Source organism: Pseudomonas sp. BS3767, from assembly GCF_900099665.1.
GTDB lineage: Bacteria > Pseudomonadota > Gammaproteobacteria > Pseudomonadales > Pseudomonadaceae > Aquipseudomonas > Aquipseudomonas cerasi.
In genome coordinates this window covers 118,245-142,402 of the sequence record NZ_FNCX01000007.1, presented here as the reverse complement: position 1 = coordinate 142,402, position 24,158 = coordinate 118,245, and the positions used below count along the sequence as shown (strand labels likewise).

Genomic DNA, 24,158 nt, shown 5'->3' with positions numbered 1-24,158 from the left:
CATCAGGCGTGGTTCGGATTGATCAGTGCTCTGAGGACATGATTTTCCCAGACACCGGCAATTTTCAGGTAGGCGCGCGCGTGCCCTTCCTTTTCGAAGCCGAGTGATTGCAGAAGTCGCTCGCTGCGTACATTGGCTGGCATGTGGCTGGCCATAATTCGATGCAGCCCCATCTGTTCGAAACAGTAGCGATTGGTGACTTCCAGCGATCTTTTCATCAAGCCCTGCCCCTGAGCGGTTTCTGCCAGTGAGAAGCCGAGGTTGCAGGCCTGGAAAGCGCTTCTCACGATGTTGGTGTAGCTGCAGCGTCCCAGCAATTCGCCGCCCGGAGCTGTTATGAGGAAAAACACCGCGCTGCCGGTCTGCATGCTTTCCCATTGCTGCTGGACCCTTGATCGGGTGTTTTCGAGGATGAAATAGTCATCGTCCCTTAGCGGCTCCCAGGGCTGCAGATGCTGGCGATGGGTGTTTTCATAACGGCTGATCAGCTCGGCATCATCAAATGCCAATATCCTGAGAGAAAAGCCTTCGCCTGCATACTGCATGTTTACTCCCCGTGTCATTCACTACCCGGATTATCGTTCACACGCTCCAGCGTGGGAATGTAGTTCGTGATGCACTGCGTCACACGGCGGTTCTGCGATATCAGGTGGATTGGGGGTCGGCTCAGGTCACCTTTACGCGGCTGTAACGACCTCTTCGCGAGCAAGCTCGCTTGTGTGCTTGCACTTGCCGATCCATGCTCCTAGGCTCACCCGATCTTTGATTCGGGAAGCACCATGGACAGCTCTCTCAGCCGCCGCGAGCGGTTGCATATTGTTATTTTCGAGGCCAATACGCCTGCCGGGCGGATGTTTGACAAGGCGGTGCTGGTCGCGATTCTGCTCAGTCTGCTGGTCACTATCATCGACAGCATCGAGAGTATTCATCGTGATTACGCGATGCTTTTCGCATGGATCGAATGGGGCTTCACGCTGATGTTCGCCATCGAATACATCCTGCGCCTCTATTGCTCGCCACGGCCGCTGAAGTACGCATTCAGTTTCTACGGGCTGGTGGACCTGCTGGCCATCGTGCCAGGCGTGCTGTCGATCTATTACAGCGATGCGCAATACCTGCTGATCGTGCGGATCATCCGTATGCTGCGGATCTTCAGGGTGCTCAAGCTCGGCACCTACCTGCGCCAGGCCAACTATTTGCTGGCGGCGCTGCGTGGCAGCAAGCAGAAGATCATCGTGTTTCTGGTCACCGTGTCTACACTGGTCACGGTGTTCGGCACGCTGATGTACGTGATCGAAGGCCCAGAGCATGGCTTCACCAGTATCCCCAAGGGCATTTACTGGGCTATCGTGACCCTGACGACGGTGGGCTTTGGCGATATCGTGCCCAAGACCCCGCTCGGCCAGATGCTCTCTTCGCTGGTGATGATTACCGGCTACTCAATCATCGCCGTGCCTACCGGGATATTCACCGCCGAGCTGGCCAATGCCATGCGCGGCGAGCAACTGAAACACGACTGCCCCGTGTGCTCGAAAAACCTTCACGAGCATGGCGCGGCGTTCTGCTCAAGATGTGGCAATCAATTGTTCAAAAAAACCGAGCACAAGGCATAAGCAAAGATCTTTTCGGTCTTTAAACCGCAGGCGCGATGCTGATAGTGTCGCGGCATTACGCCATCAGGCTTGTCACACGACTCTTCATCTCAAGGACCCTGCAGTGAATAAACTCTTCGCCGCCTCGCTACTGGCCGCCGGCCTGGCTTTTGCCAGCGCTGCCCAGGCAGCTCCAACGCTGCTCAACGTCTCTTATGACGTGATGCGTGATTTCTACAAGGACTACAACAGCGCCTTCCAGAAACACTGGAAAGCCGAGAAGAATGAAGATGTGACCGTGCAGATGTCCTTCGGCGGGTCGAGCAAGCAGGCGCGTTCGGTCATCGACGGGCTGCCGGCTGACGTGATCACCATGAACATGGCCACCGACATCAACGCCTTGGCCGACAACGGCGAGCTGGTGCCGAAAGACTGGGTCAGCCGCCTGCCGAACCACAGCGCGCCCTTCACGTCGGCCACGGTGTTCATTGTGCGCAAGGGCAATCCGAAGGCCCTCAAAGACTGGCCGGACCTGATCAAGGATGGCGTGGAAGTCATCGTGCCCAACCCGAAAACCTCGGGCAACGGCCGCTACACCTACCTCTCGGCATGGGGTTACACCCTGAAAAAAGGTGGCGATGAAGCGGCGGCGAAGAAATTCGTCGGTGATCTGTTCAGCCATGTGCCGGTGCTTGATACCGGCGGCCGTGGCGCGACCACGACGTTCATGACCAACCAGATCGGCGACGTGCTGGTCACCTTCGAGAATGAAGCGGAAATGATCGCCCGCGAATTCGGTCGCGATCAGTTCGAAGTGGTTTATCCCTCCGTGTCGGCAGAAGCCGAGCCACCGGTGAGTGTGGTCGACAAGGTCGTGGACAAGAAAGGCTCCCGCCTCCTGGCTGAGGAATACCTCAACTACCTATGGTCCCCGGAAGGCCAGGAAATCGCTGCCAAAAACTACCTGCGCCCACGTGATCCGGCGGTGCTGGCCAAGTACACCGATCGCTTCCCGAAAGTGGACTTCCTGTCGGTGGAGAAAACCTTCGGTGACTGGCGCACGGTGCAGAAGACCCATTTCATCGATGGTGGGGTGTTCGACCAGATCTATCCGGGTAAATAAGCCGCTCAGGCAATGCAAAACGGCGACCTTCGAGGTCGCCGTTTTTGTTGAAGCCTGAATCATTTACTGAACTGTTTGCCCAGCCCTGCCGGTACACCACTGACATCGGTCGCCTGCCACGGACCGTTGGGGCTGGTTGCCCAGCTCCAGCCGTCATTCCACTGGTAATAGGTGCGCTGGCGATAGAAAGTGTTGGGCTGATCGTCCATCACGTACACGCCCAGGCGCGGGTCCCAATGGCTGCCGCCACCCGGTGGCGGCGCGAAGCTGGCCGAGGTCTTCGGCGCTGCGGCAGGTGCCTTGGCAGGCTCCGAAGGTGCGGTACTCGGACGCGGCGCGCCGGGCTGTTGGCCACCCGGCAGGTTAAGAATCGGATCCTGGCTGTGAGGCGGTGCCGGATGCTGGACAGCACAGGCACTCAGGCCAACGACCAGACCCAACAAGGTGATGCGTGCGGTACGGTACATAAGCGATTTCTCTAATTATCCGGACTGTCGATGGTCAATGCCTGCTGCGCCGCAGTATCACTGGCCAGAGGCTGACTGCGGCCGACCCACTCACCGGTGGTTGGCTGCCCCGCGCGAGACACTCGCGCAACCAGTTGGACTTGCGCGAACTTCGACAGGTTCAGTTGCGGCATCATCGCATCGGCATCGCTCAGTTCCACGTCGGCAGGCAAGTCCGCCACGGTAATGCGTTTGACCGCCAGAGGTGCCGCCGGGCCATTGATGGCGCGGGCGAAGATGAACACGCTGTCGCTCGGCCTTACTTTGCCTTGAAGCCCGGGAGCCAGCTCGACATGAATTTTTATCGACTTCGCCTTCACTGCCGGCGCCGCGTCTGCAGCGCGTTTGGCAAGGTTATCTCTGGCGCGGGCAATGCCGCCTTCCAGTGCCGAACGCGATGCGTCATCTGCGGGCAGTGCGGCAAGTAACCGGGTCCAATAATCCACGGCCGCCTGATAGCGCTGTGTTTCGAACGCGGCAATCCCGAGCAGGCCAAGGCTGGTGACTTCCCTGGGGTCAGCCTGCAGCGCTTCGTCGGTCAGCGCCTGCACCTGTGGCGTGAAGTGCTTGTCGCGGGCGAAATACAGCGCCTGAGCCCATTGCCCGAGCAACTCGGGCTGCCTTCCGGCCAGCGCCACCGAACGCTCGAACATCTGCGCGGCATCACCGGGGCGGTTCTGCGCCATATAGCTGCGCGCCAGAAAATAGAGGTTTTCGGCGGAATCCGGCTGAGCCTGCACGCTGCGCTCAAGGCGCTGGGTCATGTCTGCCAGCGAGGTCGGTGGTCGAGCGAATTCGCGACTCAATTCAACCCGGTCACTGGCACCCAGTTGAAGATAGCCCGCCAGTCCCAACACCGGGACCAGCACCGCAGCCAGCACCAGCAAGGGCTTGCCCAGACGCGATGTCAGGGCAGGCTCTGCGCCTTCGGTGTCGGCGAGCAGCTCGCGCGCTGCTTCGGCACGTGCAGCCTGCAATTGCGTCGCCGACAACACGCCCTGCTCGTGCTGAACCTGTAACTCGCTCAGTCGCTCCTGATACAACGCCACGTTCAGAGCCGTGCGGTCTTCTTCCCGTTGCGCGCGATGGCCCCGCAGCAGCGGAATCAGCAAAAAGCTCAGCGCGACCAGCAGCAACAGCCCGGTTGCCATCCAGAAATCGATCATGGGCGGTGCTCATCCAGCAAGGTGGCAAGACGCTGCCGCTCATCTTCGGAGAGTCCGTCGGCCTGTGCGGATTGTGCCTTGCGGCGGCGGCCAACGATAAGCCCGATCACCACAAGCCCGCCGACCAGCAGGCAGGCCGGCCCGAACCACAGCAGCCAGGTACGTGCAGTCAGGCTCGGTTTGTAGCGAACGAAATCGCCATAGCGATCGACCATGAAATCGATGATCTGCTGATTGCTCTGCCCTTCGCCCAGCATGCGGTAGATTTCCTTGCGCAAATCGGCGGCAATCGGCGCATTGGAGTCGGCGATGTCCTGGTTCTGGCATTTCGGGCAGCGCAGTTCTCTGGTCAGTTCGCTGTAGCGCGCGCGCTCGGCGTCGTCGCGAAAGGCATAAGCGTCGATGGCCGCGTGAGCAATACCGGAACACAGCATGCCGAGCAGGACGATCAACAGACAGCGCTTCATGGCCGCGCCTCATCAACCAGTTGCTGATAACGCGCGGCAAGCTTTTCGCGCCACACCGCATCGTCGATGACCCCGACGTGTTTGTAACGAATGACGCCTTGAGCATCGATCAGGAAGGTTTCCGGCGCGCCGTACACCCCCAGGTCGAGCCCCAGAGAGCCCTCCTGGTCACGAATATTCAACCGATACGGATCATGGAATTCCTTGAGCCATTTCAGCGCGTCCGCGTTGACGTCCTTGTAATTCACGCCGTAGATCAGCACGCCCTGCTGCGCCAGCCGGGTCAGGACAGGATGCTCCACCCGGCAGGCCACGCACCAGGTGCCCCAGACGTTGACCAGCGCAGGTTTGCCGAGCAGATCGGCACGGCTCAACATCCGCTCGTCCTGCACCGACGGTAGCGAGAACGCCGGAAAAGGTTTGCCGATCAGCGCCGAAGGCAGCTCAGAGGGGTCCAGATACAAACCGCGATACAACAACGCCGCCACGCCCAGAAACAGCATCAGTGGCAGTACCATGAACCAGCGTTTCATTGTGCAGCTCCCGACAGACCCAACGCCTCGCGCACCTTGTTCTTGACCCGGATGCGATAACGCCGATCGAGCGCCGCCAGCACCCCACCCAGACCGGTCAGCAGGCCGCCAAGCCAGATCCAGCGCACAAACGGTTTGACATGAACCCGAACAGCCCACGCACCATCGCCCAGCGGTTCACCCAGGGCGACATACAGGTCGCGACTGAAACCGGCATCAATGCCCGCCTCGGTCATCATCGATTGCTGCACGGTGTAGAGGCGTTTCTCCGGGTGCAGTTCGGTCAGTTGAACGCCGTTGCGTAACACGCGAACGGTGCCCCGATCCGAGGTGAAGTTCGGCCCTTCATAATGCCGGGCGCCCTCGAAGACAAAGGTATACCCACCCAGTTCGGTGGATTCGCCGGGGGCCATGCGCAAATCGCGCTCGGCGCTGTTCTGGCTCGACAGCACCACGCCCAGCGCGCACACGACAATGCCAAGGTGCGCCAGCTGCATGCCCCAGTAGCTGCGGGTCAGACTGCGTGCGCCACTGAGCAGCCCCTTGTGGCGGGTCTTGTCGAACAGGTCGCGAACCCCGGCCAGCAGCACCCAGGCGGCAAGCATCAGAGCGGCCAGCACCGCCCACTGGAAATCGTCCAGCAGCAGACCGGCCAGCACTGCCAGAACGACGCTGCCGAGCAGTACCGGGGCCAGCATGCCGAGCAGCCATTTCAGTGGTGTGTCCTTCCAGCGCACCAGTACACCGACCGCCATGACCGCCAGCAACAGGCCCATCAACGGCACGAACAGCGTGTTGAAGTAAGGCGGGCCGACCGACATCTTGGCGCCGCTCATGGCATCGATCACCAGCGGATAAAGGGTGCCCAGCAGAATCATGGACGCGGCAACCACCAGCAACAGATTATTGCCCAGCAGCAGGGTTTCCCGCGACCACAGACCGAACCCGACGTGGCTTTTGACCACCGGTGCGCGAATCGCAAACAGGGTCAGCGAACCGCCGACCACGAACAGCAAAAACATCAGGATGAACACGCCGCGCGCCGGGTCCGAGGCAAAGGCGTGAACTGAGGTCAGCACTCCGGAACGGACCAGGAAAGTGCCCAGCAGGCTCAGAGAAAACGCAGCAATGGCCAGCAATACCGTCCAGCTCTTGAACACGCCACGTTTTTCCGTGACCGCCAGCGAGTGAATCAGCGCAGTGCCCACCAGCCAGGGCATGAACGAGGCGTTTTCCACAGGGTCCCAGAACCACCAGCCGCCCCAGCCCAGTTCGTAATACGCCCACCACGAGCCAAGGCTGATGCCGATGCCGAGAAAGGCCCAGGCCACCAGCGTCCACGGCCTGGACCAACGCGCCCAGGCGGCGTCGAGTCGGCCGCCGAGCAAGGCAGCGATGGCGAACGCAAAGGCCACGGAGAAGCCGACATAGCCCATGTACAGCATCGGCGGATGCACGATAAGGCCAATGTCCTGCAACAGCGGGTTCAGATCACGTCCGTTGGCAGGCATCTGCGGCAACAGACGCGCGAACGGGTTGGAGGTGAGGATCAGAAACGACAGAAAACCCAGGCTGATCATGCCCATTACGGCGAGGACCCGCGCCAGCATCACCTGCGGCAGTTGCCGGGAAAACACCGACACGGCGAAGGTCCAGCCACCAAGAATCAACGCCCAGAGCAGCAGCGAACCTTCATGCGCACCCCACACGGCGCTGAATTTGTAGTACCAGGGCAGCGCGGTGTTGGAGTTCTGTGCAACGTAGGCGACTGAGAAGTCGTCGACCATGAACGCGTAGGTCAGACAACCGAAGGCGAAGATCAGAAAGCTGAACTGGCCCCAGGCTGCCGGACGGGCAAGGCTCATCCACAAGCGATCACCGCGCCATGCGCCGATCAGCGGAATGATGGCCTGCACCAGCGCAAAGCAGAATGCCAGAATCATGGCCAGCTGGCCGAGTTCGGGAATCATCGGTCAACCCTGTTTGACGGGTGTGGAAGACGCAGCCGGTGCCGCCTGACCGCTGTCACGCAGCGCCTTGGTGACCTCGGGGGGCATGTATTTCTCGTCATGCTTGGCCAGTACTTCATCAGCCACCACTACGCCCTGTGCATTGAGTTTGCCCAGCGCCACGATGCCCTGCCCTTCACGAAACAGATCAGGAAGAATGCCTCGGTAGGTGATGGTCACCGACTTGTTGAAATCGGTGACCACAAAACGCACGTCCAGCGAATCGGCCGAGCGCTGCAATGAGCCCTTTTCGACCATGCCGCCAGCCCGAATGCGCGTATCCAGCGGTGCCTCGCCATTGGCGATCTGGCTGGGGGTGTAGAACAGGTTGATGTTTTCCTGCAAGGCGCTGAGGGCCAGGGTCACGGCCAGACCGACACCGGCCAGCAGCGCGACAATGATCAACAAGCGTTTTTTGCGCAACGGGTTCACGGGCGATTCTCCCGCTTCAGGCGACGCGCCTGCTGTTTCATAAACCGCTGCCGTGCCCATAGCGGCAGCGCCACGTTGACCAGCAGTACCACAAGGCACAGACCGTAGGCCGACCAGACAAACACGCCGTGGCGGCCCATGGCAAGAAAGTCGCTGAACGATGCAAAACTCAAAGCGTGTTCTCCGACTGCGCGGTTGAGTGACCCAGGCTGCGCAGTATCTCGGCCTTGACCCATTGCGTGCGCGCTTCGCGACGCAATACTTCAAGACGCATGCGCATCATCAACAGCACGCCGAACAAGCAGTAGAAACCCAGCGTGGTGAACAGCAGCGGTAGCCACATTTCAGCCGGCATGGCGGGCTTCTCGGTGAGGCTGAACGTCGAACCCTGGTGCAGGGTGTTCCACCACTCGACCGAATACTTGATGATCGGAATGTTCACCACACCGACGATGGCCAGCACCGCGCAGGCCTTGGCGGCGCTGTCGCGGTTACTGATGGCATTGCCCAGCGCGATCAGGCCGAAATACAGGAACAGCAGAATCAGCATCGAGGTCAGTCGCGCGTCCCAGACCCACCATGCTCCCCAGGTGGGCTTGCCCCAGATCGCGCCGGTCGCCAGCGCCAGCACGGTCATCCACGCGCCAACAGGTGCAGCGCAGTGCAGTGCGACATCGGCCAGCTTGATTCTCCAGACCAGCCCGACCAGCCCGCACACGGCCAGCATGACGTAACAGGACTGGGCGAGCATCGCGGCAGGTACGTGGATATAAATGATCCGGAAGCTGTTGCCCTGCTGGTAATCCGGCGGCGCGAACGCCAGGCCCCAGACCATGCCGATGACCAGCAACAGCACGGCGGCAACACTCAACCAGGGCAGCAGGCGTGCGCTGACGCGATAAAACCCTTTCGGTGAGCCGAGCGTGTGCAGCCAGGCCCAACCGATGCTGCTTTTCATGGCGTTGCTTTTCATCAGGGTACATCCAGGGTATTGAACGGCATCGAAGTCTCGATCCCGGAACCACAATTATTCGCCGATGCTGATCTTCAGGCCAGCGGCTATCGCAAAGGGTGTCAGGGTGATCGCCAGCGCCGCCAGGCTGCCCAGCCACAACAGATAGCCGGTCGTCGGCATGCCCTGCAACGCGGCCTGCAACGCACCGCTGCCCAGAATCAGCACCGGGATATACAGCGGCAGTATCAACAATGCCAGCAGCAGGCCGCCACGCTTCAACCCTACGGTCAATGCCGCCCCCAATGCCCCCAGCAGGCTGAGCACCGGTGTGCCCAGCAGCAGCGAAACCATCAACACCGGCAGGCACTGCACCGGCAGGCCGAGCATCAAGGCCAGCAAGGGTGACAACAGTACCAGTGCCAGCCCGGAAAAAACCCAGTGTGCCAGCACTTTGATCAGCACCAGAAGGGCCAGCGGGTGCGGCGAAAGGACCCACTGCTCCAGCGAGCCGTCCTCGAAATCACTGCGCAACAGCCCGTCCAGCGACAGCAGCACGGCCAGCAGCGCCGCCACCCAGACCAGCCCCGGCGACAAGGTTTGCAACAATTGCGTCTGCGGTCCCAGCGCCAGCGGAAACAGGGCGACCACGATCGCGAAGAACACCAGTGGGTTAGCCAGCTCTGCGGGACGCCTCGCCAGCAGCCGCACCTCACGGAGCATCAGCAGGACAAACACATTGCTCATGCTGACCACTGCCCCAGGTCGAGGTCCCGATAGCCCGCAGGCACCCGGCTCAGGCTGTGGTGGGTGGTCATGACAATCATGCCGCCCTGTTCACAGTGCCCGGCAAGGTGGTTTTCCAGTTGCTCGATGCCTTGGCGGTCGAGCGCGGTAAACGGCTCGTCGAGCAGCCAGAGTGGCGGACCCGGCAGATACAGACGTGCCAGCGCGACGCGACGCTGCTGCCCGGCCGACAAGGTGTGACAGGGCACGTCCTCGAAGCCTGCCAGGCCGACCGCATCGAGGGCGGTGGCTATGGCGTCGGCATCGGCTGGCTGGTGCAGTGCACTGAGCCAGGACAGGTTTTCCAGCGGCGTCAGCACATCCTTGAGCGCTGGCGCATGACCGATCCACAACAGCTTGCTGCCCGGTGCCGCGGGCTCACGACCCACTGGCTGCGCGTCGAGCACTACCTGCCCGACCGTTGGCTGCATCAACCCGCACAGCAGGCGCAGCAGGCTGGTCTTGCCGCAGCCGTTGGGACCGCTGATCTGCAGCATGTCGCCTGTGTGCAACTGAAGATCGAGGTTTTCGAACAGCATCCGCCCGTCCCGCTCACACGCCAGAGCCGTCGCTTGCAAAAATGGGGTGGCTGGGATCATCGAGCGTTTCCAGTGCTTTGCGTCGCGAAATGTGCCAAAACAGACACATACGGAGTAAAACGCGGTTCAAGTCGGGGTTGATACGGCCGTTACATGAAGAGAAGTTAATGGCGGCTGGTCCGGTTTCGGCCGGTATTATACATGCGAGTCCTGTTATCAAAGGGGCAATTTCCTCGGGTCGATAGTTCAATGACAGGCGACATCACCAGCGTTCCGGCAACAAACGCCACCATGACACTGCTGCGCAACGGCATCTCCCCGGCGCAAGTGCTGACCATGCTGCAATCGGCGGAAAATCTGATCCCCGAAGGCGAGACCGTCAACGCCGAAGTGCTGACCCTCAAGCAGGTCAACCAGAACTTCCAGCTGTTGTTGCGGCTGGTGCTCGCCAACGGCAGCCTGACCAATTTACCGGTCACCAGCAGCGTCCCGTTCACGCCCGGCAGCCTGCTGCAAGTGGCGCAGGCGTCTGCCAACGAGCTGACCTTGACGCTGCAGCAGCTCAACGGCGCGCTGAAAAACTCGATGACCAGCATCGATACCCGACAATTACCGGTCGGCACGTTGCTGCAGGGCAAAGTCATGACCAGCCAGGTGATCGCTCAGGGAGTCAATCAACTGGCCGGCCAGAACCCGGCCGCTGCGACGCCCACCTACCGGTCCATCGTGATGCTGCTCAACACAGCGCTGGCGGGTTCCAGCCTGACCATCGAGAGCCCGCAGCCGCTGACGGTCGGCAGCCTCTTGAGCGCTCAGGTACAAGGCAATCAGGCACTCAACTTCGTTGCCCTGCCCGGTCGTTTCGACCAACTGGCCGTGGCGCAGCAACTGTCCGCACAGCAAAATCGCCAAGGCTCGCTGGACACTCTGATCAACGCCCTGCAAAACCTGCAGTCCGGCAGCCCGACCAGTACCAGCCCGGCCATCAGCGCGCCGCTGCAGGCCAGTATCAACCAGTTACTTGCCGACCTGCCCGACGTTGAGCAGATGACCACGCCCAAAGGCGTCGCCCAGGCGCTCAACGCCAGCGGTGTATTTCTGGAAGCCAAGCTGCTGGCCGGATTGAACCCGGCGCACATGCCGGACATGAAAGCCAATCTGATGCGCCTGATCGCCCAGATCCTTCCCGGCCTGCCGGATAACACGTCCTATGGCGCAGCTGCGGCGTCCAATACCCTGGCGCGCACAATGCCCAATGCAATCCGCAATGCGCTGGGCACCCTGGGCCTGGTCGCGGCACGCACTCAGCCAAGCATTTTTCCGCTGCCATCGCGCACGGTCAGCGGAGGCGAGAAGGAGGACGATCTGGAAATCCTCCTCAAGCTCGCTGCGGCTGCCGTATCACGCCTGCAAAGCCATCAACTGGGCGGTCTGGAGCAGACACGTACCAACGCCGACGGCACCCAGGTGACCACCTGGCAACTGGAAGTGCCAATGCGCAACGCCCACGACATCGTGCCCTTGCAGGTCAAGGTGCAGCGCGAAGACACGCCGGATCAGGAAGCCGCCGAAGACCGTGATGATGGCGAGATCAAGGACACCCGGGAAAAGCTCTGGAAAGTCGATCTGGCGTTCGACCTCGAGCCGTTGGGCCCCTTGCAGGTGCATGCACAGTTACTGCGCGGCACGCTGTCCAGCCAGCTGTGGGCCGAGCGCCCCGACAGCGCGGCATTGATCGAACATGAGCTGGGGTATCTGCGCGAACGGCTGATAGCCTGCGGCCTGGCAGTGGGCGAACTGGCCTGCAGTCACGGCACACCGCCAAGCGGTCCGCGTACCGCGCTCGAACAACGCTGGATCGACGAGAACGCCTGATGAGCCTACCCGACCACACTCCGCGCCAGGCTATCGCCCTCAGCTATGACGGCCAGCATGCTCCGACGCTCAGCGCCAAGGGCGACGACCAGTTGGCCGAGGCGATTCTGGCCATTGCTCGCGAATACGAAGTGCCCATCTACGAGAATGCCGAACTGGTCAAGCTGCTGGCACGCATGGAACTGGGCGACAGCATTCCCGAGCCGCTGTACCGCACGATTGCCGAAATCATCGCGTTCGCCTGGCACCTGAAAGGCAAGTTTCCGGCAGGTCAGGACCCGGACGCGCCACCTGTCGAGCGCGATATTACACCGCGCTACTGACAGCAGAAGCGCTGGCCGGTATCACATCGAAATCGGCTTGCGCCCTGCAAACGAGTGCGCCAGGGTACCGCCGTCGACCAGGTCCAGCTCGCCACCCAGCGGAACGCCGTGGGCGATGCGCGACGCGACCAGGCCCTTGTCATGGAGCAACTGGGCGATGTAATGCGCCGTCGCTTCGCCTTCCACGGTCGGATTGGTCGCGAGAATCACTTCGGTGAAGGTGCCCTGCTGACTGATGCGTTCCATCAACTGCGGAATGCCGATGGCCTCCGGCCCCAGGCCGTCGAGTGGCGACAGATGGCCCTTGAGCACGAAGTAACGACCGCGGTAGCCGGTCTGCTCCACCGCATAGACATCCGTCGGGCCTTCAACCACGCACAACAACGTGTCATCACGACGCGTATCTGCACATTGCGGGCAGAGTTCCTCTTCGGTCAGCGTGCGGCACGAGCGGCAGTGACCCACGCCGTCCATCGCCTGCCCCAGTGCCTGCGCCAGCCGCGAACCGCCGCTGCGGTCACGCTCCAGCAACTGCAACGCCATGCGCTGAGCGGTTTTCTGACCGACGCCCGGCAGCACGCGGAAGGCATCGATCAACTGGCGAATCAGGGGGCTGAAGCTCATGGAGAAAAATCCGACAAAAACACAAGACGCGGTTTATACCCGCGCGTTGCCGTGAGCGTCAATTAAGGTATTCAACCCTGCGACCAACAGCGTGCCGTTGCTTTGCCGAATCAGGCTTTCAGAGCTGTCTCGAGAAACTCGGTCAGCGCCTGCACCCGTGCGCTGCGATGCTTGCGTACAGGCACCAGCAGGTTGATCGGCGCACTGGCCAGTTGCCAATCGGCGAGCACCCTTACCAGCCTGCCGCTGGCAATGGCGTCGCTGACGTCCCACTGCGAGCGCAACACGATGCCCAGCCCCTGCTCGGCCCAGCGCCGGGCGACCGAACCGTCGTTGCTGAGCAGCGCGGGCTCGATGCGCAGGGTCTTTTTGGTCTGGCCCTTGCTCAGGTGCCAGAGGGTGACGTCTTCATCGTTTTCGCGAATACAGATGCAGCGATGGGCAGCCAGCTGTTCGGGCGTCGAGGGCACACCATGTTGCTCGATATACGCCGGGCTGGCGCATAGCCAGCGATGGTTCTGCGCCAGCGGCCTGGCGATCCACTGGCTGTCATTGAGGCTACCGATGTGTATCACCGCATCGCTGTCATGACGGTCCGGCCAAGGTGTTTCGCGCAGGTCCAGCTGCAGACACAACTGCGGGTGCAGCCTGGCGAAGCGCGCCAGCAGCGGCGCAATGCGCTGGCGCCCATAACCGAATGGCGCTGCCAAGCGCAGCGTACCCACCAGCCGTTCGTCACGCTGCTTGAAGGACTCCGGGAGCGCCTCCAACTGTTCCAGCAACTGTGCGCTTTCGCGTGCGAAACGCTCGCCATCAGCGGTCAGACTCAGGCGCCTGGCGTCGCGATTGGCCAGGGTGATGCCCAGTTGCGCCTCCAGTTTGCGCAAGCGCATCGACAACGCCGGCGGCGAGACGTTGAGGATTCTGGCGGCAGCACTGAGCGATTCGCAGCGCGACAGGGTCACGGCCAAACGCAGGTCTTCGATGGCTATCATTCACTTCAGCTTAATGATTGATGATCACGCATTGAACCACAGCTTCATCATCGCTGCGTAGAGTGGCTGCCGTACCCAGCCACATGAGCGCTTTCCATGTCAGCCTCCCTATCCTCTCTCGATACGCCTGTCGCGCTGCTCGATGTGTCGCGCATGCAGCACAATATCCAGCGCATGCAACAACGCATGAATGAACTGGGCGTGCGCTTGCGCCCACACGTCAAGACCAGCAAATGCCTGCCGGTCATTCAGGCGCAGATTGCAGCGGGCGCCAGCGGCGTCACGGTATCGACATTAAAGGAGGCCGAACACTGCTTTGCCGAGGGCATCGACGATGTGTTCTATGCCGTGGCCATTGCGCCCGGCAAGCTGGAGCAGGCACTCAGACTGCGGCGCAAGGGCTGCCGCCTGAGCCTCCTGACCGACAGCGTGGCGGCTGCCCGGGCGATTGTGGTCTTCGGCCAGGCGCATGACGAACGTTTCGACGTCTGGATTGAAATCGATTGCGACGGTCATCGTTCCGGCCTGACCGTCGACGATGCATCGCTCGTCGAGGTCGCGCGCACGCTGGTCGACGGTGGCATGCAACTGCGTGGGGTAATGACCCATGCCGGGTCCAGTTATGACCTCGACACCCCCGCAGCCCTGCAAGCCCTCGCCGAACAGGAGCGCAGGCTCTGCGTCAGCGCCGCCGAGCGGATTCGTCAGGCAGGACTGCCCTGTGCGGACGTCAGCATTGGTTCGACACCGACGGCCCTGTCGGCGCAGAGCCTGCACGGCGTGACCGAAGTTCGCGCCGGCGTGTATGTGTTCTTCGACCTGGTGATGCACAACATTGGCGTATGCCAGGCAGATGAGCTGGCCCTGAGCGTGTTGACCACGGTCATCGGCCACCAGCAGGACAAGGGCTGGATCATCGTTGACGCGGGCTGGATGGCCATGAGCCGCGACCGTGGCACTCAGCGCCAGCGCGAGGATTTCGGCTACGGCCAGGTGTGCAGCGAAAGCGGCGAGTGGATCGACGGTGCACGGGTCACCGGTGCCAATCAGGAGCACGGCATCATCACGCTCGCTACGGGCAGCGAGACCGACATCAGCAAGCGTTTTCCCATCGGCAGCCGGCTGCGCATTCTGCCCAATCACGCCTGTGCCACCGGCGCGCAATTCCCGGACTACCACGCCTGCGACAGCGAAGGCGCAATCCATACCTGGAGTCGCCTGCATGGCTGGTGAGATGAAACCGATCAGTACGTCCCTGGCCGCCGCACCCGGTGGGCATTATTCGCAGGCGATGCTGCATCAGGGCACGCTGCATGTTTCCGGACAATTGCCGGTGCGCGCCGATGGCAGTCACAGCGTCGGGGAGCCGTTCGAGGTCCAGGCTGCGGTCGCGCTGGACAATCTGCTGGCCATCCTCGGCGCGGCGGGATGCAGCACGAATGACCTGCTGAAAGTGACCATTTATATTGCCGGCGTCCAACACTGGCCTGCCTTCGACCGTCTCTACGCGGGCTATCTGGGCGAGCATCGCCCTGCGCGTGCCGTAGTGCCGGTCCCGGAATTGCACCACGGCTACCTGATCGAGATCGAAGCCTTGGCGCGCTGTGATCAATGAACATGACCGGGAGCCCCTCATGACCCCACAAAAAAGCGATGTCCTGATTATCGGCGGCGGCTTCATGGGCGCGTCCTCCGCGTTTTTTCTGCGCCAGCACGGCCGTTCGGTCACCCTGCTGGAGCGTGACCAGATCGGCCAATATGCCAGCGGCGTGAATTTCGGCAACGTGCGCCGTCAGGGACGATTTCTTGGCCAACTGGAACTGTCCAATCGCTCTTGGGCACTGTGGAAGCGCCTGCCTGAGCTGATCGGTGAAGACCTGGAATTCATTCCCAGCGGGCATATGCGCGTTTGCTATCGCGAAGACGAAATTGCCGAACTGGAAGCCTATGCCGCCGCCCCGGAAGCCCGCGAGCTGGATTTGCAGATCCTTTCCGGCAAGGCTCTGCATGACCGTTTTCCGTTTCTTGGTGCACAAGTCAAAGGCGGTTCCTATGCGCCCCATGACGGGCACGCCAACCCGCGGTTGGCTGCACCCGCATTCGCCCGTGCGGCGATTCGCGCAGGTGCAAGAATTGAAGAACGCACTGAAGTGATCGAGGTGCAGAAGGTCGGCGGCGAGTTTCAGGTCACCACCGCCGATGGACAGCTATTCGTCGCCGAACAGTTGCTCATCACTGCGGGTGCCTGGGGCGCCAGGCTCGCCGAGCAATTCGGCGAGTCAGTGCCTCTTGAGCCGAACGGACCGCAGATGTCGGTGACAGAACCGATACCTTACGCGCTGCCGACGGTGATCGGGGTGTTCACCAGGATCAAGGAAGAAGTGATCTATTTCCGGCAGATCCCGCGCGGCAACATCATCATCGGAGGCGGCAATCGCAATAAACCGGACATGCTCAACCGCCGCGCCTACTTCAAGCCGGAGAGCCTGATCAACCAGATGAAACAGATGAAACGCCTGCTACCGGGTGCAGAGAAGCTGAACATCATCCGTGTCTGGAGCGGCATCGAGAGTTACACGCCGGACTCGCTGCCGATCATGGGCCGCAGCGGCAAGGTCGACGGCCTGTTCTACGCGTTTGGCTTCTGCGGCCATGGTTTTCAGCTTGGCCCCGGCGTCGGTGACGTCATGGCCGAGCTGATCAGCACCGGCAGCACGCGCACATTGATCAGCCCGTTCGATATTCGCCGCTTCACCGATCCGACCGCCATCGAGATGCCGCTCATGTCCAGCCTGATGAGCACTGGAAAGCTGGTATGAGCCCAACCACTCACCCACCCCATCGCAACGGAGGCGCCATGCCTGCAACCACAGACGCTCACTACCAGTATCGCCCGGTGACTGCGGAGGATATCCCGGCAGCCCATGCCCTTTCAGTGAGCCTCAAATGGCCACATCGCGAACAGGACTGGGCAATGGTGCAACGTACTTCCGAGGGCTTTGTCGCCGAGCATGATGGCCAACTGGTTGGCGTAGCGTTTACCTGCCATCAGGGCGACTGGTCCTCGATCGGGCTGGTGATCGTCCGCGATGATCATCAGGGCAAAGGCATCGGTCGCCGCTTGATGAAGCTGTGTCTCGACGCGACGGCACCGCGCACGCCAGTCCTCAACGCTACGGAACTGGGCGCGCCGCTTTACCAGAGTCTGGGTTTCGTGGATTTTGCCCGCATCCAGCAGCATCAGGGCATTGCTGACCTGTCAGGTCTGTTGGCACCGAAAGACGACCTGCCGATTCGTACGCTGGGTCCGACCGACCACGCAGAACTGATCCGACTGGCCAACGCGGGCAGCGGCCTGGATCGCACTGCCGTGTTGACTGACCTGTTGTCACGCGATGCAGAACGCGCGGTCGGGATTGAATACGCAGGTCAGTTGCAAGGCATCGCCCTGCTGCGCCGCTTCGGGCGCGGTCATATCATCGGTCCGGTGGTCGCCCGTGATGTCGATCAGGCACAACGATTGATTGAACACCTGTTGCAACAGATACCCGGCATGTTCGTGCGCTTCGACATTCTGGCTGACTGCGGACTGGCAGCGTGGCTCGAAGGGCTGGGGCTGCCATGTGTCGACAGGGCACCGCGCATGGTGCTCGGGACGCCGCCCGCCTCCGCCCCGGATGTGCAGCAATTCGCGCTGGTGACTCAGGCGATCGGCTGAAAACAGCGCGGATAAACGGCCGAAACAGGTCCGCCATGTTAGCGGGTTGCATACAGCAGATTATTCTTTGCAACCCGGCAGATCGGCGCTTTTTATCCAGACTGCTTTGTTAGCTTATGGGTATCGAACGGCCTGACAGCAAAGTGCCTGGCCTTGACCATTATTGCTCCAGGGAGCCCGCTGGATGACCTCACAGTCCTTGAACAGCCATCACGTTGATCCGGACACCGCGCTGAAACTGTATATCGATGGGGGGTGGTCCGCCCCGCTCGACCCGGTCAGTATTGCGGTGATCAACCCTGCGACCGAAGAGGTGGTGGCGCACGTTGCCAGTGGCTCGGCCGCCGACGTCGACCGCGCGGTTGCAGCGGCGCGGGCAGCCTTTGCGGGCTGGTCCGGCACCTCGGCGCACGCCCGGGCACAGATAATCGGTCGGATCCACGAGCTTATTCTAGAGCGCAAGGAACAACTGGCGCAGGCGATCTCGCTGGAGATGGGCGCAGCCATCAGTTCGGCGCGGGCCATGCAGGTGCCACTGGCCGCCGAGCATGTGCGTGTCGCACGTGACCTGCTGGCGACCTATCGCTTCCAGACCGTTGAAGGCGGCACGGCAATCGAACGCGAGCCCATCGGGGTGTGTGGCCTGATCACGCCGTGGAACTGGCCGTTGTATCAAATCACCGCCAAAGTCGCCCCGGCCATCGCGGCGGGTTGTACGGTGGTGCTCAAGCCCAGCGAATTGTCGCCTTTGAGCGCCCTGCTGTTCGCGCAACTGGTGCATGACGCCGGTCTGCCGCCCGGGGTGTTCAATCTGGTCAATGGGAGCGGCCCCGAAGTCGGCGGCGCTATGGCGGCTCACCCTGATATCGACATGATCTCGATCACTGGTTCCAATCGGGCAGGCGCCTTGGTGGCGCAGGCCGCCGCACCGACGGTTAAACGAGTGACTCAGGAACTGGGCGGCAAATCACCGAATATCCTGCTGCCCGACGCCGACTTCGCCAAAGCGGTGCCGCCCGGCGTGATGGCCGCGTTCCGCAATGTGGGTCAGTCGTGCAGCGCACCAACGCGAATGATCGTGCCCAGGAACCGACTGGCGGAAGTCGAAGCGCTGGCTGCCGAAACGGCCGCGGCAATCGTTGTGGGTGATCCGCAGTCGGAGCACACGGTATTGGGCCCTATCGCCAACGAGGCGCAGTTTCACCGTGTCCAGGCGATGATCGATGCAGGGCTGAGCGAAGGCGCGACGCTGGTGTGCGGCGGGCCGGGACGGTTGCTGGGCCATGAGCGAGGCTTCTATACCCGGCCAACGGTGTTTTCCGAGGTGGATTCGTCCATGCGTATCGCCCGGGAAGAGATTTTCGGCCCGGTGCTGTGCCTGATGGCCTACGACACGATTGAGGAGGCTATCGCAATTGCCAACGATACGGTCTATGGCCTGGGTGCGCATGTACAGGGGCAGGACCTTGACCTGGCGCGCTCGGTCGCTTCGCGCATTCGTGCCGGGCAAGTGCACCTGAACTACCCCGCCTGGAACCCGATGGCCCCGTTCGGCGGCTACAAGCGCTCTGGCAACGGTCGCGAGTATGGCGTGCAGGGGTTCGAAGAGTATCTGGAGACCAAGGCTATTGTGGGGTTTGGTTGAGTGGCGCTGGTGCTGAAAGTCCGGAAAATGGGGCTCAGACTACGATGAGGATCGTTCCAACGCTACGCGTGGGAATGCAGTTCGTGACGCTCTGCGTCACACAGCGATTCTGTGGCGTCAGCTGGATTGGCGTTCGGCCCAGATTCTCGTTCCCACGCTCCGCGTGGTAATGCCTTTCGTGACGCTCTGCGTCACACAGCGGTTCTGTGGCGTCAGGTGGATTGGCGTTCTGCCCAGATTCTCGTTCCCACGCTCCGCGTGGTAATGCCTTTCGTGACGCTCTGCGTCACACAGTTCTGCGATTCAGTGAGATTCAGGCTCGACTTGAGTCACCTTTTCGCCCCTCGGCGACCTACTTTGATGGGGCCAAAGTAGGCAAACCCCCTCGCTCCTGTTTCCGGCCCGACTGCGTCGGGTTCCTTCGCCCTGACACTGATCCGGGGGTCGCCGCAACGGGCCATCCATGGCCCGGTGCGGCTAGCCTGGCGTCCTGCCAGGCTAGCCCCGGATCAGCGCCAGGACTCAGCCGTCACTAACGTCGCACTCTGCGTCGTCAGTGCCATCGCGGTTGAAAAGCACTGAGTTGGCAGCGACTGCGTGTAAGGCATGACATTGTTTCGTATCGATGATTTGTGACGCAGAGCGTCACGAACTGCGTACCAACGCGGAGCATTGGCACGATAATCCGATAGTCACTGAAATCCTATAGTCACTGAAGCATGCGGCGCGAGTGTGAGAAATCACTTTCTCGCCGCTTTGGCCACGTCCAGCCTGCGCAGGTGGCAGGTGACTTCTTCGCGGTCGTGGTAGAGCTGTTTGCAGCCGATGGACACCCGTACCCCTCGCGCCTGAAAGCCCTCTTCGATGCGGTCGAGCAGTCGGCGTACTTCAGCGTAGCGCTGTTTCATCGGCAACTTGAGGTTGACCACCGCTTCGCGGCACAGGCCTTCACCCAGCCAGGTCTCCAGCAGCGCCGCATTGCGCGCAGGCTTTTCGACGATGTCGCAGACCATCCAGTCGACTGGCTGTCGAGGCTTGTAGGTAAAACCGTCGGCCATCAAGTGCTGAACCAGACCGGTGTCCATCAGGCTTTCCGCCATCGGTCCGTTATCGATGGCGGTCACTAGCATGCCGCGGCGCACCAGTTGATACGTCCAGCCGCCCGGCGCGGCACCCAGGTCCACACCGGTCATGTCGCCGGAAAGGCGTTCGTCCCACTGGTCTCTGGGGATGAAATGGTGCCATGCCTCTTCCAGCTTCAAGGTAGAACGGCTGGGTGCCTCGCGGGGAAATTTGAGGCGTGGGATGCCCATCGGCCACATGGCAGAGTTGTCCGCATCGGCCAGACCGAGAAACACCTCGCGACCACTCTTGAAGGTCAGCAGCAGACGCGGCTTGCGCGGGTCATCCACCAGTTTGCCTGCCTGAGTCAGGGCCTTGCGCAGCGGCGCTTCGAACTTCTTGCAGAAATTCGACAGCTCCTTGCCGTCGTTGGTATCCACCACCTCAAGCCACAGACTGCCGCAGATCGGAAACGCCGCCAGCTGCGCCAGAATCACGCTGATGCGATCGGTTTCCGGCAACTCGAGAAACAGCCCCCGCGCCCACTGCCGGGGAAAGATCAGCTTGTCGAAGCGCTGACCGTTCATCAACCGCTCGGCACCATCCGCCTCGGTGCAGATGAATTCGGCGCAGGCGGTGTCGGGACGGGCCTTGGCATACCCGGCCACGTCCAGGCGCGCGGCGTGATCGGCTATTTCCGAGCAGACTTCGCCCTCAAAACCGGGTCGGCAGTGCATAAACAGTGTATTCATGGGTTACTCCTGGGCAGTGGGCACTCGGGCGTAACCCCGCAGACTTGAAAGCCGCGCATGATAGCCCAATCCAGGAACCACTGGTGCTGCAGAACAGTCCACAACAGTTGAAGCCTGATGCGGCGCTCCCGACCTGATGCACATGGAGCCCGTGAACCGATGTTCGAAGAACAATACAGAAAGGAGATATTCATGCCTTCCCTCGATAGCCTGAAGAGCCTGAAAACGCTCGAAATCGACAACAAGACTTACCACTATTTCAGTCTGCCGGAAGCTGCCCGCTCCCTCGGCGACCTCGACAAGCTGCCCATGTCGCTCAAGGTGCTGCTGGAAAACCTGCTGCGCTGGGAAGACAACAAGACCGTCACGGGCAACGACCTCAAGGCTATTGCCGACTGGCTGACCGAGCGCCGTTCGGACCGGGAAATTCAATACCGCCCTGCCCGCGTGCTGATGCAGGACTTTACCGGTGTGCCGGCAGTGGTCGATCTGGCCGCCATGCGTGCTGCCGTGGCCAAGGCTGGTGGTGACCCGCAACGCATCAACCCGCTGTCCCCGGTGGACCTGGTGATCGACCACTCGGTGATGGTCGACAAGTTTGGCAACGCCGAGGCGTTCGGCGAGAACGTCGACATCGAGATGCAGCGCAACGGTGAGCGCTACGCGTTCCTGCGCTGGGGCCAGAGCGCTTTCGATAATTTCAGCGTGGTGCCGCCCGGCACCGGCATTTGCCATCAGGTGAACCTCGAATACCTGGGCCGCACGGTATGGACCAAGGAAGAGGACGGCCGCACTTACGCATTCCCCGACACGCTGGTCGGTACCGACTCGCACACCACGATGATCAATGGCCTGGGCGTACTGGGCTGGGGCGTGGGCGGTATCGAAGCCGAAGCGGCGATGCTTGGCCAACCGGTGTCGATGCTGATCCCGGAAGTCATCGGTTTCCGGCTGACCGGCAAACTGAAGGAAGGCATCACCGCTACCGACCTGGTGCTCACCGTCACCCAGATGCTGCGCAAGAAAGGTGTGGTCGGCAAGTTTGTCGAGTTCTACGGCGACGGCCTGGCCGATCTGCCGCTGGCCGACCGCGCGACCATTGCCAACATGGCGCCCGAGTACGGCGCAACCTGTGGTTTCTTCCCGGTCGATGACGTCACACTGGATTACCTGCGTCTGTCGGGTCGTCCCGACGAGACCGTCAAGCTGGTCGAAGCGTATTGCAAGGCTCAGGGTCTATGGCGTCTGGCAGGCCAGGAACCGGTGTTCACCGACAGCCTGGAACTGGACATGAGCACGGTCGAAGCCAGCCTTGCTGGCCCCAAGCGCCCTCAGGATCGTGTAGCGCTGCCGAATGTGTCCAAGGCCTTCAGCGATTTCCTCGGTCTGCAGGTCAAGCCTGCCAAGGTCGATGAAGGTCGCCTGGAGAGCGAAGGCGGTGGCGGTGTCGCGGTTGGCAACGAGGCCCAGGTCAGCGGCGAAACCCAATATGAATACAACGGCCAGACCTATCATCTGAAAGACGGCGCTGTGGTGATCGCGGCGATCACGTCCTGCACCAACACCTCCAACCCCAGCGTCATGATGGCAGCCGGGCTGGTCGCGAAGAAAGCCGTCGAGAAAGGCCTGAAGCGCAAGCCGTGGGTGAAAAGCTCATTGGCACCCGGCTCCAAAGTGGTGACCGATTATTACAACGCAGCAGGTCTGACCCAATACCTCGATGCCCTGGGCTTCGATCTGGTCGGTTACGGCTGCACCACCTGCATCGGCAATTCCGGACCGCTGCTGGAGCCTATCGAGAAAGCCATTCAACAGTCCGACCTGACAGTCGCGTCGGTGCTTTCGGGCAACCGCAACTTCGAGGGCCGCGTCCATCCGCTGGTCAAGACCAACTGGCTGGCATCGCCCCCCCTGGTAGTCGCCTATGCACTGGCAGGCTCGGTGCGCATCGACATCAGCAGCGAACCCCTGGGCGAAGGCGCAGACGGCAAACCGGTCTATCTGCGCGATATCTGGCCGAGTCAGCAGGAAATCGCCGACGCCGTGGCCAGCGTCAACACCGGCATGTTCCATAAGGAATACGCCGAAGTCTTTGCCGGCGACGAACAATGGCAAGCCATCGAAGTGCCGCAGGCTGCCACCTACGTCTGGCAGGACGATTCCACCTACATTCAGCACCCGCCGTTCTTCGACGGCATCGACGGTCCGCTGCCGGCTATCGAAGACGTGGAAAACGCACGCATCCTGGCCCTGCTGGGCGACTCGGTGACCACCGACCATATCTCCCCTGCCGGTAATATCAAGGTCGACAGCCCTGCCGGGCGCTACCTTCAGGAGAAAGGCGTCACGTATCAGGACTTCAACTCTTACGGCTCGCGCCGTGGCAACCATGAAGTGATGATGCGCGGGACCTTTGCCAATATCCGTATCCGCAACGAAATGCTCGGCGGCGAGGAAGGTGGCAACACGGTGCATGTGCCCTCCGGCGAGAAGCTGGCGATCTACGACGCGGCCATGCGTTATCAAGAAGAAGGGACGCCGCTGGTGATCATTGCCGGTCTGGAATACGGCACGGGTTCAAGCCGCGACTGGGCAGCCAAAGGTACCAACCTGCTGGGCGTCAAGGCGGTCATCGCCGAAAGCTTCGAACGGATTCACCGCTCGAACCTGGTGGGCATGGGCGTGCTGCCTTTGCAGTTCAAGAACGGCCAGACGCGCAAGACCCTCGGCCTGACCGGCAAGGAGACGCTGAAGATCACCGGACTGACCAACGCAGACGTGCAGCCGGGCATGAGCCTGACCCTGCATATCGACCGCGAAGACGGCAGCAAGGAAACCGTCGACGTGCTGTGCCGCATCGATACGCTTAACGAAGTGGAATACTTCAAGTCGGGCGGCATTCTGCATTACGTGCTGCGCCAGCTGATCGCCTCCTGATATCTCATAAATGGGGCCTGCATCCTGCTTAAGGGTCAGGCCCCGACATGAAAATCTCTATAACCTCGCTCCTGCTCCGCCCACCTCCAGCCTGATGTATTACGGGCTGTTCACCTGTCCCA

24 protein-coding genes are annotated in these 24,158 nt (G+C 61.4%); 10 read left to right on the top strand and 14 right to left on the bottom strand.

From position 1 onward, the window contains the following. Window positions 1-2: 2 nt before the first annotated feature. Window positions 3-545, bottom strand: coding sequence for a GNAT family N-acetyltransferase (locus BLR16_RS19760; protein WP_074808737.1), 543 nt, complete (start codon window positions 543-545; stop codon window positions 3-5). A 234-nt stretch (window positions 546-779) separates the two neighbouring features. Here BLR16_RS19760 and BLR16_RS19755 point away from each other — a divergent pair, with 234 nt between their 5' ends. Both BLR16_RS19755 and BLR16_RS19750 read left to right on the top strand, forming a co-directional pair. Further along, window positions 780-1,613 carry an ion transporter gene (locus BLR16_RS19755; protein ID WP_003370300.1) on the top strand — a complete coding sequence of 278 codons (834 nt, stop codon included), beginning with the start codon at window positions 780-782 and terminating at the stop codon, window positions 1,611-1,613. A gap of 103 nt (window positions 1,614-1,716) precedes the next feature. Beyond that, window positions 1,717-2,715 carry a sulfate ABC transporter substrate-binding protein gene (locus BLR16_RS19750; protein WP_003436204.1) on the top strand — a complete coding sequence of 333 codons (999 nt, stop codon included), beginning with the start codon at window positions 1,717-1,719 and terminating at the stop codon, window positions 2,713-2,715. A 59-nt stretch (window positions 2,716-2,774) separates the two neighbouring features. Here BLR16_RS19750 and BLR16_RS19745 read toward each other — a convergent pair whose 3' ends face one another. From BLR16_RS19745 to ccmA, 10 genes are read right to left on the bottom strand one after another with little or no spacing between them, the layout of a single operon-like run. Further along, complete coding sequence (locus tag BLR16_RS19745) at window positions 2,775-3,182, bottom strand: hypothetical protein (RefSeq protein WP_003370296.1); 408 nt, start codon at window positions 3,180-3,182, stop codon at window positions 2,775-2,777. Window positions 3,183-3,193: 11 nt separating this feature from the next. Further along, complete coding sequence (ccmI, locus tag BLR16_RS19740) at window positions 3,194-4,387, bottom strand: c-type cytochrome biogenesis protein CcmI (RefSeq protein WP_058416920.1); 1,194 nt, start codon at window positions 4,385-4,387, stop codon at window positions 3,194-3,196. Next, complete coding sequence (locus BLR16_RS19735) at window positions 4,384-4,854, bottom strand: cytochrome c-type biogenesis protein (protein ID WP_074808734.1); 471 nt, start codon at window positions 4,852-4,854, stop codon at window positions 4,384-4,386. Before BLR16_RS19735 ends, ccmI begins: the two co-directional genes overlap by 4 nt. Continuing rightward, a complete protein-coding gene (locus BLR16_RS19730) occupies window positions 4,851-5,387 on the bottom strand; it encodes a DsbE family thiol:disulfide interchange protein (protein WP_074808731.1) in 537 nt (178 codons plus the stop codon). Before BLR16_RS19730 ends, BLR16_RS19735 begins: the two co-directional genes overlap by 4 nt. After that, the gene (locus BLR16_RS19725; RefSeq protein WP_074808728.1) at window positions 5,384-7,357 is read right to left on the bottom strand and encodes a heme lyase CcmF/NrfE family subunit; all 1,974 of its coding nucleotides are present in this window, start codon (window positions 7,355-7,357) and stop codon (window positions 5,384-5,386) included. Before BLR16_RS19725 ends, BLR16_RS19730 begins: the two co-directional genes overlap by 4 nt. A 3-nt stretch (window positions 7,358-7,360) precedes the next feature. Then, window positions 7,361-7,828: a cytochrome c maturation protein CcmE gene (ccmE, locus tag BLR16_RS19720; protein ID WP_003370285.1), complete on the bottom strand. Its 468-nt coding sequence runs from the start codon at window positions 7,826-7,828 to the stop codon at window positions 7,361-7,363. Continuing rightward, on the bottom strand, window positions 7,825-8,001 hold the full coding sequence (gene ccmD, locus BLR16_RS19715) for a heme exporter protein CcmD (protein WP_003370283.1): 177 nt from the start codon (window positions 7,999-8,001) through the stop codon (window positions 7,825-7,827). The genes ccmE and ccmD overlap by 4 nt, the downstream gene beginning before the upstream one ends. Then, window positions 7,998-8,801, bottom strand: coding sequence for a heme ABC transporter permease (locus tag BLR16_RS19710; RefSeq protein WP_003436197.1), 804 nt, complete (start codon window positions 8,799-8,801; stop codon window positions 7,998-8,000). The genes ccmD and BLR16_RS19710 overlap by 4 nt, the downstream gene beginning before the upstream one ends. Before the next feature lie 54 nt (window positions 8,802-8,855). Beyond that, the gene (gene ccmB / locus BLR16_RS19705; protein ID WP_003370279.1) at window positions 8,856-9,527 is read right to left on the bottom strand and encodes a heme exporter protein CcmB; all 672 of its coding nucleotides are present in this window, start codon (window positions 9,525-9,527) and stop codon (window positions 8,856-8,858) included. Beyond that, window positions 9,524-10,165, bottom strand: coding sequence for a cytochrome c biogenesis heme-transporting ATPase CcmA (gene ccmA / locus BLR16_RS19700; protein WP_032609920.1), 642 nt, complete (start codon window positions 10,163-10,165; stop codon window positions 9,524-9,526). Before ccmA ends, ccmB begins: the two co-directional genes overlap by 4 nt. A 189-nt stretch (window positions 10,166-10,354) precedes the next feature. Here ccmA and BLR16_RS19695 point away from each other — a divergent pair, with 189 nt between their 5' ends. Further along, entirely contained in the window at window positions 10,355-11,980 is a 1,626-nt protein-coding gene (locus BLR16_RS19695) for a flagellar hook-length control protein FliK (protein ID WP_003436193.1), read from the top strand. Then, window positions 11,980-12,303, top strand: coding sequence for an EscU/YscU/HrcU family type III secretion system export apparatus switch protein (locus tag BLR16_RS19690; RefSeq protein ID WP_003370273.1), 324 nt, complete (start codon window positions 11,980-11,982; stop codon window positions 12,301-12,303). Before BLR16_RS19695 ends, BLR16_RS19690 begins: the two co-directional genes overlap by 1 nt. A gap of 21 nt (window positions 12,304-12,324) precedes the next feature. Here the strand turns inward: BLR16_RS19690 and recR are convergent, their stop codons facing one another. Together recR and BLR16_RS19680 are read right to left on the bottom strand one after the other, a co-directional pair. Continuing rightward, window positions 12,325-12,927, bottom strand: a complete 603-nt coding sequence (gene recR, locus BLR16_RS19685; protein WP_003370271.1) for a recombination mediator RecR — start codon at window positions 12,925-12,927, stop codon at window positions 12,325-12,327. 110 nt (window positions 12,928-13,037) lie between these two features. Then, window positions 13,038-13,922 (bottom strand): LysR family transcriptional regulator, encoded by an 885-nt coding sequence (locus tag BLR16_RS19680; RefSeq protein WP_003370269.1) that lies wholly within the window; start codon window positions 13,920-13,922, stop codon window positions 13,038-13,040. Between the two features lie 96 nt (window positions 13,923-14,018). Between BLR16_RS19680 and BLR16_RS19675 the strand changes: the two genes are divergently transcribed. The 5 genes from BLR16_RS19675 to BLR16_RS19655 all read left to right on the top strand — a co-directional run bounded on the left by BLR16_RS19675 (window position 14,019) and on the right by BLR16_RS19655 (window position 19,285). Then, on the top strand, window positions 14,019-15,155 hold the full coding sequence (locus BLR16_RS19675) for a DSD1 family PLP-dependent enzyme (RefSeq protein WP_054081580.1): 1,137 nt from the start codon (window positions 14,019-14,021) through the stop codon (window positions 15,153-15,155). Next, window positions 15,145-15,537, top strand: coding sequence for a RidA family protein (locus tag BLR16_RS19670; protein WP_003370265.1), 393 nt, complete (start codon window positions 15,145-15,147; stop codon window positions 15,535-15,537). The genes BLR16_RS19675 and BLR16_RS19670 overlap by 11 nt, the downstream gene beginning before the upstream one ends. A 19-nt stretch (window positions 15,538-15,556) precedes the next feature. After that, window positions 15,557-16,741: an NAD(P)/FAD-dependent oxidoreductase gene (locus BLR16_RS19665; RefSeq protein ID WP_003417790.1), complete on the top strand. Its 1,185-nt coding sequence runs from the start codon at window positions 15,557-15,559 to the stop codon at window positions 16,739-16,741. A gap of 38 nt (window positions 16,742-16,779) precedes the next feature. After that, window positions 16,780-17,640 (top strand): GNAT family N-acetyltransferase, encoded by an 861-nt coding sequence (locus tag BLR16_RS19660; protein ID WP_074808725.1) that lies wholly within the window; start codon window positions 16,780-16,782, stop codon window positions 17,638-17,640. Window positions 17,641-17,824: 184 nt separating this feature from the next. After that, on the top strand, window positions 17,825-19,285 hold the full coding sequence (locus BLR16_RS19655) for an aldehyde dehydrogenase family protein (RefSeq protein ID WP_074808723.1): 1,461 nt from the start codon (window positions 17,825-17,827) through the stop codon (window positions 19,283-19,285). A gap of 740 nt (window positions 19,286-20,025) precedes the next feature. On the opposite strand, the gene rlmM is transcribed toward BLR16_RS19655, so the two are convergent. Further along, the gene (rlmM, locus tag BLR16_RS19645; protein ID WP_003436186.1) at window positions 20,026-21,099 is read right to left on the bottom strand and encodes a 23S rRNA (cytidine(2498)-2'-O)-methyltransferase RlmM; all 1,074 of its coding nucleotides are present in this window, start codon (window positions 21,097-21,099) and stop codon (window positions 20,026-20,028) included. A gap of 192 nt (window positions 21,100-21,291) precedes the next feature. Here rlmM and acnA point away from each other — a divergent pair, with 192 nt between their 5' ends. Beyond that, window positions 21,292-24,036 (top strand): aconitate hydratase AcnA, encoded by a 2,745-nt coding sequence (gene acnA / locus BLR16_RS19640; protein WP_074808722.1) that lies wholly within the window; start codon window positions 21,292-21,294, stop codon window positions 24,034-24,036. Window positions 24,037-24,158 lie beyond the last annotated feature (122 nt).

Bases quoted from the DNA above. Each gene is read 5' to 3' on its own strand.
- BLR16_RS19760 (WP_074808737.1), bottom strand. From the start codon at position 545: ATGCAGTATGCAGGCGAAGGCTTTTCTCTCAGGATATTGGCATTTGAT.
- BLR16_RS19755 (WP_003370300.1), top strand. From the start codon at position 780: ATGGACAGCTCTCTCAGCCGCCGCGAGCGGTTGCATATTGTTATTTTC.
- BLR16_RS19745 (WP_003370296.1), bottom strand. From the start codon at position 3,182: ATGTACCGTACCGCACGCATCACCTTGTTGGGTCTGGTCGTTGGCCTG.
- ccmI (WP_058416920.1), bottom strand. From the start codon at position 4,387: ATGATCGATTTCTGGATGGCAACCGGGCTGTTGCTGCTGGTCGCGCTG.
- BLR16_RS19735 (WP_074808734.1), bottom strand. From the start codon at position 4,854: ATGAAGCGCTGTCTGTTGATCGTCCTGCTCGGCATGCTGTGTTCCGGT.
- BLR16_RS19730 (WP_074808731.1), bottom strand. From the start codon at position 5,387: ATGAAACGCTGGTTCATGGTACTGCCACTGATGCTGTTTCTGGGCGTG.
- BLR16_RS19725 (WP_074808728.1), bottom strand. From the start codon at position 7,357: ATGATTCCCGAACTCGGCCAGCTGGCCATGATTCTGGCATTCTGCTTT.
- BLR16_RS19710 (WP_003436197.1), bottom strand. From the start codon at position 8,801: ATGAAAAGCAACGCCATGAAAAGCAGCATCGGTTGGGCCTGGCTGCAC.
- ccmB (WP_003370279.1), bottom strand. From the start codon at position 9,527: ATGAGCAATGTGTTTGTCCTGCTGATGCTCCGTGAGGTGCGGCTGCTG.
- ccmA (WP_032609920.1), bottom strand. From the start codon at position 10,165: ATGATCCCAGCCACCCCATTTTTGCAAGCGACGGCTCTGGCGTGTGAG.
- BLR16_RS19695 (WP_003436193.1), top strand. From the start codon at position 10,355: ATGACAGGCGACATCACCAGCGTTCCGGCAACAAACGCCACCATGACA.
- BLR16_RS19690 (WP_003370273.1), top strand. From the start codon at position 11,980: ATGAGCCTACCCGACCACACTCCGCGCCAGGCTATCGCCCTCAGCTAT.
- recR (WP_003370271.1), bottom strand. From the start codon at position 12,927: ATGAGCTTCAGCCCCCTGATTCGCCAGTTGATCGATGCCTTCCGCGTG.
- BLR16_RS19680 (WP_003370269.1), bottom strand. From the start codon at position 13,922: ATGATAGCCATCGAAGACCTGCGTTTGGCCGTGACCCTGTCGCGCTGC.
- BLR16_RS19675 (WP_054081580.1), top strand. From the start codon at position 14,019: ATGTCAGCCTCCCTATCCTCTCTCGATACGCCTGTCGCGCTGCTCGAT.
- BLR16_RS19670 (WP_003370265.1), top strand. From the start codon at position 15,145: ATGGCTGGTGAGATGAAACCGATCAGTACGTCCCTGGCCGCCGCACCC.
- BLR16_RS19665 (WP_003417790.1), top strand. From the start codon at position 15,557: ATGACCCCACAAAAAAGCGATGTCCTGATTATCGGCGGCGGCTTCATG.
- BLR16_RS19660 (WP_074808725.1), top strand. From the start codon at position 16,780: ATGCCTGCAACCACAGACGCTCACTACCAGTATCGCCCGGTGACTGCG.
- BLR16_RS19655 (WP_074808723.1), top strand. From the start codon at position 17,825: ATGACCTCACAGTCCTTGAACAGCCATCACGTTGATCCGGACACCGCG.
- rlmM (WP_003436186.1), bottom strand. From the start codon at position 21,099: ATGAATACACTGTTTATGCACTGCCGACCCGGTTTTGAGGGCGAAGTC.
- acnA (WP_074808722.1), top strand. From the start codon at position 21,292: ATGCCTTCCCTCGATAGCCTGAAGAGCCTGAAAACGCTCGAAATCGAC.